This is a genomic window from Mycoplasma wenyonii str. Massachusetts (assembly GCF_000277795.1).
In the GTDB taxonomy this organism is placed as follows: domain Bacteria; phylum Bacillota_I; class Bacilli_A; order Mycoplasmatales; family Mycoplasmoidaceae; genus Eperythrozoon_A; species Eperythrozoon_A wenyonii.
On record NC_018149.1, the window covers coordinates 427,180 to 436,873 of the forward strand.

General features: G+C 35.1%; 15 protein-coding genes, 6 tRNA genes and 1 other RNA gene. 21 read left to right on the forward strand and 1 reads right to left on the reverse strand.

Going from position 1 to position 9,694, the window contains the following annotated elements:
* From WEN_RS02345 to WEN_RS02445, 21 genes are all read left to right on the forward strand, one after another.
* Nucleotides 1-639: a hypothetical protein gene (locus WEN_RS02345; protein WP_014849954.1), complete on the forward strand. Its 639-nt coding sequence runs from the start codon at nt 1-3 to the stop codon at nt 637-639.
* Between the two features lie 17 nt (nt 640-656).
* Nucleotides 657-1,166, forward strand: coding sequence for a hypothetical protein (locus WEN_RS02350; RefSeq protein ID WP_014849955.1), 510 nt, complete (start codon nt 657-659; stop codon nt 1,164-1,166).
* 12 nt (nt 1,167-1,178) lie between these two features.
* Complete coding sequence (locus WEN_RS02355; protein ID WP_014849956.1) at nt 1,179-1,694, forward strand: hypothetical protein; 516 nt, start codon at nt 1,179-1,181, stop codon at nt 1,692-1,694.
* A gap of 61 nt (nt 1,695-1,755) precedes the next feature.
* Nucleotides 1,756-2,304 (forward strand): hypothetical protein, encoded by a 549-nt coding sequence (locus WEN_RS02360; protein ID WP_014849957.1) that lies wholly within the window; start codon nt 1,756-1,758, stop codon nt 2,302-2,304.
* Nucleotides 2,305-2,317: 13 nt separating this feature from the next.
* Nucleotides 2,318-2,812, forward strand: coding sequence for a hypothetical protein (locus WEN_RS02365; protein WP_014849958.1), 495 nt, complete (start codon nt 2,318-2,320; stop codon nt 2,810-2,812).
* Nucleotides 2,812-3,315 (forward strand): hypothetical protein, encoded by a 504-nt coding sequence (locus WEN_RS02370; RefSeq protein WP_148268001.1) that lies wholly within the window; start codon nt 2,812-2,814, stop codon nt 3,313-3,315. Before WEN_RS02365 ends, WEN_RS02370 begins: the two co-directional genes overlap by 1 nt.
* Nucleotides 3,316-3,412: 97 nt before the next feature.
* Nucleotides 3,413-3,874, forward strand: coding sequence for a hypothetical protein (locus WEN_RS02375; protein WP_158308824.1), 462 nt, complete (start codon nt 3,413-3,415; stop codon nt 3,872-3,874).
* 82 nt (nt 3,875-3,956) lie between these two features.
* Nucleotides 3,957-4,475, forward strand: coding sequence for a hypothetical protein (locus WEN_RS02380; protein ID WP_014849961.1), 519 nt, complete (start codon nt 3,957-3,959; stop codon nt 4,473-4,475).
* A 60-nt stretch (nt 4,476-4,535) separates the two neighbouring features.
* The gene (locus tag WEN_RS02385) at nt 4,536-5,084 is read left to right on the forward strand and encodes a hypothetical protein (protein WP_014849962.1); all 549 of its coding nucleotides are present in this window, start codon (nt 4,536-4,538) and stop codon (nt 5,082-5,084) included.
* Between the two features lie 10 nt (nt 5,085-5,094).
* On the forward strand, nt 5,095-5,652 hold the full coding sequence (locus WEN_RS02390) for a hypothetical protein (RefSeq protein ID WP_014849963.1): 558 nt from the start codon (nt 5,095-5,097) through the stop codon (nt 5,650-5,652).
* Nucleotides 5,653-5,663: 11 nt separating this feature from the next.
* Nucleotides 5,664-6,191, forward strand: a complete 528-nt coding sequence (locus tag WEN_RS02395) for a hypothetical protein (protein ID WP_014849964.1) — start codon at nt 5,664-5,666, stop codon at nt 6,189-6,191.
* A gap of 15 nt (nt 6,192-6,206) precedes the next feature.
* Nucleotides 6,207-6,746 (forward strand): hypothetical protein, encoded by a 540-nt coding sequence (locus tag WEN_RS02400; RefSeq protein WP_014849965.1) that lies wholly within the window; start codon nt 6,207-6,209, stop codon nt 6,744-6,746.
* Between the two features lie 53 nt (nt 6,747-6,799).
* Nucleotides 6,800-7,363 (forward strand): hypothetical protein, encoded by a 564-nt coding sequence (locus WEN_RS02405; RefSeq protein WP_014849966.1) that lies wholly within the window; start codon nt 6,800-6,802, stop codon nt 7,361-7,363.
* A gap of 19 nt (nt 7,364-7,382) precedes the next feature.
* The gene (locus tag WEN_RS02410; RefSeq protein WP_014849967.1) at nt 7,383-7,907 is read left to right on the forward strand and encodes a hypothetical protein; all 525 of its coding nucleotides are present in this window, start codon (nt 7,383-7,385) and stop codon (nt 7,905-7,907) included.
* A gap of 84 nt (nt 7,908-7,991) precedes the next feature.
* Nucleotides 7,992-8,079, forward strand: a tRNA-Tyr gene (locus WEN_RS02415).
* A 5-nt stretch (nt 8,080-8,084) separates the two neighbouring features.
* A tRNA-Gln gene (locus WEN_RS02420) sits at nt 8,085-8,159 on the forward strand.
* Nucleotides 8,160-8,161: 2 nt separating this feature from the next.
* Nucleotides 8,162-8,236, forward strand: a tRNA-Lys gene (locus WEN_RS02425).
* A 59-nt stretch (nt 8,237-8,295) separates the two neighbouring features.
* Nucleotides 8,296-8,372: transfer RNA gene (locus tag WEN_RS02430), tRNA-Lys, on the forward strand.
* A 54-nt stretch (nt 8,373-8,426) separates the two neighbouring features.
* Nucleotides 8,427-8,513, forward strand: a tRNA-Leu gene (locus WEN_RS02435).
* A 34-nt stretch (nt 8,514-8,547) separates the two neighbouring features.
* Nucleotides 8,548-8,621: transfer RNA gene (locus WEN_RS02440), tRNA-Gly, on the forward strand.
* A 38-nt stretch (nt 8,622-8,659) separates the two neighbouring features.
* Nucleotides 8,660-9,523 carry a hypothetical protein gene (locus tag WEN_RS02445; RefSeq protein WP_014849968.1) on the forward strand — a complete coding sequence of 288 codons (864 nt, stop codon included), beginning with the start codon at nt 8,660-8,662 and terminating at the stop codon, nt 9,521-9,523.
* Here the strand turns inward: WEN_RS02445 and ffs are convergent.
* An RNA gene (gene ffs / locus WEN_RS03650) (signal recognition particle sRNA small type) lies at nt 9,519-9,613 on the reverse strand. The two genes, WEN_RS02445 and ffs, sit on opposite strands and share 5 nt — an antisense overlap.
* Nucleotides 9,614-9,694 lie beyond the last annotated feature (81 nt).

The following is a 9,694-nucleotide window of genomic DNA, read 5'->3' on the forward strand; positions in this document are numbered from 1 at the left end:
ATGGCTGTCTCTCCGATAGCAGTCAAGGTTTTATTAGCAACTTTAGGGCTGGGGGTGGTTAGTACTGGCGTTGCTGTTCCGCTTTCAAATAGACAAAGTACAAATCAAACTTTTTCAGATTCTGTTGAGGCTTCTTCTCCTGCAGCTTCATCTTCACTTAGAGAGACTCAACCTTCTTTAAAGCCTCTTGACAGAGAAACTCTTGAAACACTAACTAACAAACAAGAACTAGAAGGTAAGTCTTGTTACACCTTTTTTTCTACTGTGCAATATGAAACAGAAGATGATTTAACCTCTCTTTTGCTTTTCTGTTCTAAAACAGATAGTCTAGATGGTGGTGAAGAAACTTATTATTTCTGAGATGGAAAAGATTTAAAGAAAGTTATTGACTTGAAAAGCGAAAGTAGATCGGGAAATGTATTAGTTACTCTAGAAGGATATGAAACTCATAAAACAATTTATGTTGAATATGATGATCAAATAACAGATCATTGAGACACAATTATGCTATCTGATTGCTCAATCAAATCTCAAACAGGAATTCTTAGTGATACTGAAAGAGTTCTATCTTGCGCTCATGGTGAAGAAAGTGTTGCTCCAGAAAATGTTTTTAGACTTGCAAAATGGAATTTCTCTTAGTAGAAAGGTAGAAATTAATGACTACTGTAGTTAAAGCTTTGCTGGGAGGGGCTGTAGTGGCAGTTCCTGCCTCTTCTGTTACTATGTATGTTTTTAGAGAATCTATATTTAATAGTCTTTCAGGGGCGGCTAAGGAATTAGAGAAAAGATGTTATGTAATTCCTACTGAACAAAGCAGTACTCCCGCTCAATTATTAATTTGTAAGGGACAAGAAGCATTAACTTCTGGTGAAAACTCTGAATACTTCTTATACAACAAAGATGAAAATAAACAGCATATAAAAGTTACAGAAATAAAAAAGAAAGAAAGTAACTTAGAAGTTACTTTGGAAAATGATGAGCCGCAAGAAAAGGTGACTCTTTCAATAAATTCAGAAGATTGAACAGAGATTAATACAGAGTTAAATCTCAAAGACGCATGTAATTTATTGAATTATCAAGAAAGTGATGGAGGGACAAAGTGACAATGTAACTTTGGCTCTTCTGGTGATCCGAAAGAAATAAAACTTAATTCCTTCGCAGGATAGTAAAAGAGTTAAGTGACTTTAGTTGCAAAGGTTTTACTTGGCACTTTATCAGGAATAACTGTTGCTGGAATAGGGACAGGGATTGCCGTTCCGGTCGTTTTAACTTCTGGAGGGGCAGATACACAAGTTGAAGTGGCAAAAAGTAGCCTTGACTTTAGTGAATGTTTTGTTATTCCTACAGAAGATAACCAACAACAAAACAAATTGTTAATGTGTGAAGTTAAAGAAGCTACAGCAAGAGGAGGAGATAAAAAAGATTATTGATATAGAGAGGGGGGTACTGAAACAAAAAATACTAAAGTAACAACAATAATTAAGAAGGAAGGAAAGATGGAAATAACCTTTGAGGGGAGCGGTTCGCCATCAACATTAATGCCGAAAGTAACAAGTGGAAGTTGAACAAGCATTCAAGATCAAACTGATTTAGACAGCGATTGTGTATTAACGAAGGAAGAGGAAATAAAATGGCAATGCTTTGCTAGTGAAGAAATGGTAGACATTACACTTACTAAATTTTTAGAAGTGTAAAGCTTAAGAAAAAACTAAACTACTTTAATCTTTGAAAATAAGGATTAAGTAATCTTCAGAAATGGTCATACCTGCAGTTGCTTTAAAGATCTTAGGAGGGGCTGTTGCAATTGGAGCAGTTGTTTCTTCTATTGCGGTACCTACTGCATTATCAATGAATACTGCTAAAGAAATAGTATTGAAGGATTTTCCTAGAGTAGAAAAAGACAAATTTAAAGATAAGTGTCAGCTATTAACGAAGGATGAAGATAGTGGCAAGAGAGAGCTAGATATGAGATATCTATTGGTGTGTGATAAAGTTAATGATTCTGGTGTAGAGTTTTATTATTTCTCCTCCCGAGAGGTTCCGAAAAAAGTTATTTCTCTGGAGAAAAATGGTAATCTTGGGAGTTCTCTAACAAAAGTAAAAGTTAAGACGGAGGAATCAGGAGGCATGGCATTTGACTTAACTTCCACTAAAGGAGTTTGAACTAATTTGATAGGTAAGAAGCTGGAAAATTGTAACATTACCAAGGATGTTGGTGAAAAAAAGAAATGGAGTGTTAGATGTCCAAGAGAAGGTACAGGCGATGGAAAAGAAATTCCTTTAACTCCAATAATTATTAATTAAGAAAAATTAATAAATGACTTTAATCGCCAAGGTTTTACTTGGCACTTTATCAGGAATAACTGTCGCTGGAATAGGAACAGGGATTGCCGTTCCGGTCGTTTTAGCTTCTAGAGAAGAAGTCAAGTCTGTTGCGGAAGAGAAGCAACCACAAGGTCCTGATCCAAAAGAATGTTTTGTGATCTCTACAGAAACTACAGAAAATGTTGGAAAGTTTGTAATTTGCACAGACAAAAGTTTCTATTTATATAACTCAGAAGGAGAAACACATTTTGAAAAAATTACCAAAATAGAAGGTCCTAATTCAAAACAACTAACAGTTACTTTAGAAAAAGAACAATCTGTAAAGAAGCTAACTCTTAAAGATGAAGAGTGGAATAAGTATCCGAGAGATATGAGCTTTTTAGATATATGTAAATTCGAATACATAGAAGGATACAAACCAGCTTTAATCTGTAGCAAACCGAAAACATTTGATACTGTTACTTCTTCACTAACTCCCTTGCAATAGTGACATTTTTGGTCAAGTTATTGCTTGGGGCTGCAGTAGTGGTAGTTCCTGCCTCCGCCACTACTATGTATGTTTTTAGAGAATCTATATTTAACGGTCTATCGGGAGAAACCGAAGAATTAGCAAAAAGATGTTTTGTTATTCCTACTGAACAAAGTGATAATCAAGTTCAAATATTAGCTTGTCATTCTAAAGCTCAAGAAAGCTCTTCTGTCTCAGAATATCTACTTTACAACCGAAAAGGTAATAAAGAAATTGAAAAGATAAAGGAAATCAAAAAGGAAGAGGATCAATTGAAAATTTCCCTAGAAGATTCAACTGATGAGGAATTCAATCTAAAAGTCAGTGGGGATACTTGATCGAGAATTAATACAGATTTAGATCTCAAAGTATCTTGTAGCTTAGTTGCTGACACTGCTGATCACGGAGGAACAAAATGACAATGTGATGGAACAGTCACTTCAGGAACAGTTTCTATCCCACTTTCTAACTTTCATAATTAAATAAAAGACAGTTATAAATTATAGGAGATGGTTGTTCCAGCTATAGTTTTAAAAGCTTTTGTTGTGGTTGTTGCGGGGGGGGGCTGTAGCGGCAATAGTGGCACCTGCTGTTTCATCTACAAATAATTACAATTGACCAATTCTTAAAAATTTTCCAAAAAAGTATCAAGATGGAGGGCGGGAAAGATGTCAATGGCTAGCAAAAGATGAATCAACAAATGAAAGTAAGAAATTTTTGTTTGTGTGTAGAGAAGAAGGCTATGAACCAGATTTTTACTTCTATTCAGAATCGCAGAACCCAACTCTAATTAGTAAATGAGAGCAAAAAGGAGACACAAACGGTAAAGGAGTTGAAGTAACAGTTACTTTAGATGAAGACACATCTACTCAAGAACAACAAATAACAATTTCTTCTCCAGTTTGAGAAGTGCTGAAGAACAAGAATGGTGTATCAAGTGGTTGTTCCTTGGTGAATAGCGAAGATAGTTGAAGATCTTGAACTCTGAAATGTGGAACCGAAGGTGGAAAAGATATTCCGTTAACTCCAATGATTTGATAAATCTTTTTATTTACTGGTAATTAAGGGTTTTTTATATAACTCCCGCACAGTCAATAAAATAGACTAATTTATTTTCTATAAGATGGTGATTCAATCTTTAGTTGCAAAAGTTGCTATAGCCACTTTAGCTACTGGTATAGTTGGATCTTCCATCGCCGTTCCAGTTGTTTTAACTTCTGGAACAACAGGTACACAAGCTGAAACAAAACAAAATGAACCAAACCTTAATGAATGTTTTGTAATTCCAACAGAAGATAACCAACAACAAAACAAATTGTTAATGTGTGAAGTTGATGGTACTGAAAGAACGGGACTAGATGAACAAAATTACTGATATCGAGAAGGAAATGATGCTGGCACAAAAAATACCAAAGTAACAAAAATAAGTAAGAAAGGAGAGAGATTGGAAATTACCTTAGAAGGTGATCCTTCTCATTCTCTAGTGACTCTAAAAGTCGCAGGAGAAGGTTGAACAAAAATTCAAGACACAGATGATTTAGATGGCGTTTGTACATTAACAAAGGATCCAGAAATAAAATGACAATGCTTTGCTAGCGATGGTATGGAAGACATTAAACTTGCTAAATTTTTGAAGCAGTAAGGCTGAGGGGAGCTGAATTACTTTAAGTTTTGGAAATAAAGATTAAGTAATCTTTTAGAAATGGTCATACCTGCAGTAGCTTTAAAAGCTTTTGTTTTTGTTATTGCAGGAGGAACATTAGTTTCTTCTATTGTGGTTCCAGTAACCACTTCTCTTAATTCTTCTCAAACTGTTTCAAAAGCTTTTCCTGCAGAACATAAATCAAAATTTAAAACTAAATGTCAATTATTAATTAAGGATGGGTCTAGGGGATCAGGACATAAGAAGTATTTATTTGCCTGTGAGAAGGATAGTGAAGGAAATAATGCAGAATTTTTTTACTATTCGGAAGGAGATAATCCTCTTAAATTTACTTCTTTAGCGAGAAATTACGTAACTGGTGGGGAGCCTGATCAGACAAGAGTAAAAATCACATTATCTGAAGGAGAATCACAAGTAGACTTAACGGCTAAAACTGACAATTGAACGGGGTTAATAGGACAGTCTCTTGACAATTGCACTATTCAAAAAAATGGTGACACTCACGCAACAGCATGAACGTTAAAATGTCCGAAAGAAGGAGATAGTGAAAACACAACTATTTCCTTAAGTCCAGAGATTATTAACTAAAGGATTTAAGATGGTTATTCCAGCCATAGCTTTAAAAGCTTTTGCTGTGGTTGTTGCGGGGGGGGCTGTAGCTGGAACAGCAGTAGTAGCTCCTGTTTCTTATTTAGCATCTAGTGGTGCTTTTAGCTCTTCACAATCTTTGACTCTCGAAAATGGAGAGAAATGTTTGTACTTCCCTATTAAAAATGGAGAAACAAACAATAAGCTTTTTATTTGCCATAAAAAAGATAATGAAAAACCTATATTTAAGTGATGAACAAAGGATAGTTCTGGAGATGGAATGCAAGACATAGAAACACTTTCTTGAAATAAAAAGAGTGAAACTGCAAACAGTACAAATGATTATCTAAATTACGAATTAGAGGTCACATTAAAGCAAGGAACTTCTGATCAAAAAACAATTACAGAAAAAGGTCGTGATGATTACATCACTGGCGACACTATAAAACAACTAGAAAAAAACTGTATCTTTAAGAGCGCTGAAAAAAATAGATTCATTCTTCTCTGTCAAGGAGAAACTTTAAATAGGGAAAAGGGACACGAAATTACCGTTAATTCTTACCAATAGCTAGAAACTAAATGGCTTTAGGATTTGCACTTAAGGCTGTTCTTTCCGTAGTAACAGGTACAACTGTAATTGTTCCTGTTTCTTATGTGGTTGCGAGTGGAAAACTCTCTCCTTCACCTGTTATGTCTTATGGAGAGAATTGCACATATTTACCTATAAAAAGACAAGAGAAGAATAAATTATTAGTTTGTCTTGGCACTAATGATTCTTCTGCTACTTTTAAGTGAAAGGGTGAAGATTCACAAAATAATGAAGATACTAAAGAGGTCACTACTCTCTCTTGAAAGAGAAAAGCAGATTCTTCTAAAGATCTTTTTGAGATGGAAATTCAACTAAAAGATCAAAGTGACACCATTAAGGTTGAGGAAGACGGTACTTATTATTTACCAGCCACAGAACTAAAAGGAATGGAAAAGAACTGCTCTTTAAAAATTGGCGGAAGAAAAGGTAAATTTACCTTTACTTGTAACGGAACTAATGGTGAAGGAGGAAGTAAGTCACATATTATTGATACTTTTGATACTGTTTATTTCCGCTAAAGAAATAAAAATCTAATGGCTTTGGGGGTAGCTCTTAAAGTTATTCTTTCTCTCCTTGCTGGTACAGCAGTAGTAGCTCCTGTCTCTTATTTAGCTTCTAGTGGTGTCTTTAGTTCTGCACCATTATTTACTTACCAAGAAGGAGAAAATTGTCAACATCTTCCCTTAAAGCCTAGTGAAAATGAAAAGAAACTGTTAGTCTGCGTTACAAAAGAAAATACTAAGCCAATCTTTAAATGATGAACTAAAGGTGGTACAGAAAGTGAAAAGACAGAAGAAATATCTACTCTTTCTTGAAAGGAGAAAACAGACACTCTTTCTGATTCCTTGGATTTTGAACTAGAGTTGCAATTAAAGGAACAAACAGCAAGTGTCAAAGAACCTGGGTTAGGAGCTTATTACTTACCTTCTACACCACTAAAAAATCTTGAAAATAATTGTTCCTTCAATTATTACTATTTCAATAAAGGTTTTGAATTACGTTGCACAGATATTGCCAATGGCGATACAGGTAACAAGGAACACAATATAACAGTTAGAAGAGTACCAAGTTAGTTAACTTTTAAGGGAATAACTGCAAACTAAAATCCTAAAAACAAAGATACCGTATGGCATTCACGGTAGCTCTTAAGTTGTTACTTTCTGCTGTATCAATAACAGCAGTAGCTGTTCCTGTTTCTTATTTAGTGGCGGGGGGGGCTCTTGGTGCTTTTGAAAAAGTTACTTATGTTAATGGAGAGAGATGTTTGCATTTCCCAATTAAGACAGGTGAAGTGAATAAAAAACTTTATGTTTGCAAGAAGAAAGGGAAGGAAGAGCCTATCTTTAAGTGGTGAGTAAAAGGTGAACAAGAAACAAAAATAGAAGAAATAAAGTCTCTTTCTTGAAAAAGAAAAGAAGGAGATTCTAGCGGTTGAGCAAATACTAAATTCGAATTAGAAGTTGAGCTATTAAATAGTCAAATGGGCAATCCAGTTAAAGAGGATGGAGATTCTAATTTCCTGACTGGAGTTGAAATAACAGAGCTAAATAAAAATTGTTATTTTAAGAGTGTGTCTAATGAAATATTTATTCTTAATTGCAAAGATACTACCCGAACACAAGACAATTCAATCCACACCTTTTCCATTCGTTCTGGAAATAGAATGGAACACCTTCTTTCCTCCAATTAAATTCAGATAAAAATAGCACATGGTCTTAGGAGCAGCTCTTAGATTATTACTTACTGCTGTAACAGGAACATCTGTAATTGTTCCTGTTTCTTATTTAGCCTCTAATGGTACTTTTGAATCTCTTTGAGGTCTAATGGCTTATAAGAATGGAAACAATTGCAAACACATTCCATTAAAGATGGGAGAAAGAGAAAATAAGTTATTGGTTTGTGTTTCTAAAGAAGGAACTAAACCAGTCTTTAAATGACGAACAAAAGATACAACGCAAGAAATAGAAACTCTTACTTGAAAGAGAAAGGATGGAGTTTCTGGTGACTCGCAAAATGAAAATTTTGAGTTAGAAATTAAGTTAAATGGTCAAACAAATGGTCTTATTAAAGAGGAAGGACAAGAGGGTTTTTACCTTCCCTCTATAGAGTTCAAGAAGATGGAAACCATTTGTCATTTAGGTAGTGGGAAAACCAGAAGTGCAATAAGTCTAATATGTCCTGATCCCTCCTCAGATAAAAAAGAACATTCAATAGATACTATTGATATTTACTAACTTAAGACTGGTTTTTTATAGGACCATTCACTATAAGAACCTAAAATAAACTTGAGTTTTTCTGATTTTTTAAGTCAGAAAAAGGGGTAGGTAGCGAAGTGGTTAAACGCATCTGACTGTAGATCAGATACCTTTTTAGGTTACGGGGGTTCGAATCCCTCCTTGCCCACCAGTTATTGGGCTGTAGCCAAGCGGTAAGGCAATGGACTTTGACTCCATGATGCGACGGTTCGAATCCTTCCAGCCCAGCCAAAGATTCACTAGCTCAGTGGAAGAGCATTTGGCTTTTAACCAAAGGGTCCTGGGTTCGAATCCCAGGTGAATCACCACTATTTACTCCCTATAACTTTTGACTATAGGTAATTTATATATAGTTAAAAGAGAGAAAGACTCACTAGCTCAGCTGGCCAGAGCATTTGGCTCTTAACCAAAGGGTCCTGGGTTCGAGTCCCAGGTGAGTCACCAAATTAACTATCTCCCTTGCCCCTTTCTAAGTTAGAATATTATGGGCGAGAATTAGCTGGGGTGGCGAAATTGGCAGACGCCCGGGATTTAAGTCCCCGTGCAATTACTTGCGTGAGAGTTCGAGTCTCTCTCCCAGCACCATTATTTATTTAGTCTGGGATTATCACTAATAATTGCAGCCATAGTTTAGTGATAAAATATTTGCCTTCCAAGCAAAGGATGAGGGTTTGATTCCCTTTGGCTGCTCCAATTTATAGAATTATTTATTAGTAACTAGTACTAAGAAATTGAAGTCAGTATTTAGTTGAGGATTATTTAAAGAACAACTAAGGGAAGACTTAAGTGTTTTTGAGTTTAGTTTCTTAAAGAGAGTATTCTCACAAACAGCTTTTTGCTTCGGTGTCTTTGGAGTACTAGTTTGTAGCCTAACAGCATTAGCAGAAGCTAGTTGATTTAAATCTTTATTTGATCAATGAACATATGTTGCTCCGGTAGGAGGCTTACTAGCTTTAGTAACTGGATTAGCTCTTATGTTCTACTACCTACCAAAGTATCACAGTAATCCATTAGAAGTTACTCCTAAGTTTGTTAAGAGAGCTTACTTCTGTTTGATTTGCACCTATGGAATAGTGTTCTGTGTAATACTTAAAGGTTTGAGTTGAGCTTCTTTAATTGCAAAAAATGAATCCTTAGGTTGAATAGGTGGTTCAACTACTCTACTAGGAATGTGTTTATTTGGAACTACTTTATTGGTCTATGCCATTCCAGTTCTTATAGGTCTAGGAATGAAGAAACACTCTAGTGCTCTTAAGCTATCTAGATTCCTAAGAGCTTGCTATATTGCTTACTTTGTATTATTCCTAGTTGGACTAGTAGTCTCTCTATCTATGAGCGCTGGAGCTCAAATGGGATATCACTTCCTAATAACTCTATTGTGTGGAGCAATAATATTTACTGCTCCAGTATTATCTGTCTACAGAATGAAGACAGTAATTAGATATATAGATCAAAGAGATATGGTTGCTATTAAGAAGTGAGAACTATTCTTTGTATTTGAAGCTCTAGCTCAATTAATGCAAATGGCTATCTATCTAGTTAGATTGCTATTTAGTCTTTGTTCTGGTTGTTTAGTATCTAGCGAAAGAAAGTAAATTAGGGCTATAGCTCAATAAGTAATCCTTAAAGCTGCTCTATTTCTAGCCTGACTTGGTTCGAACTAGCTAAATAGCTATAGCTAAAAGATATTTTAAAAAGAGCTTTAAAGGCTTAATGATGTAGTTAGTTCTAAGCCTTCCTTATACAGGAAGGTTCCCTCATTATAA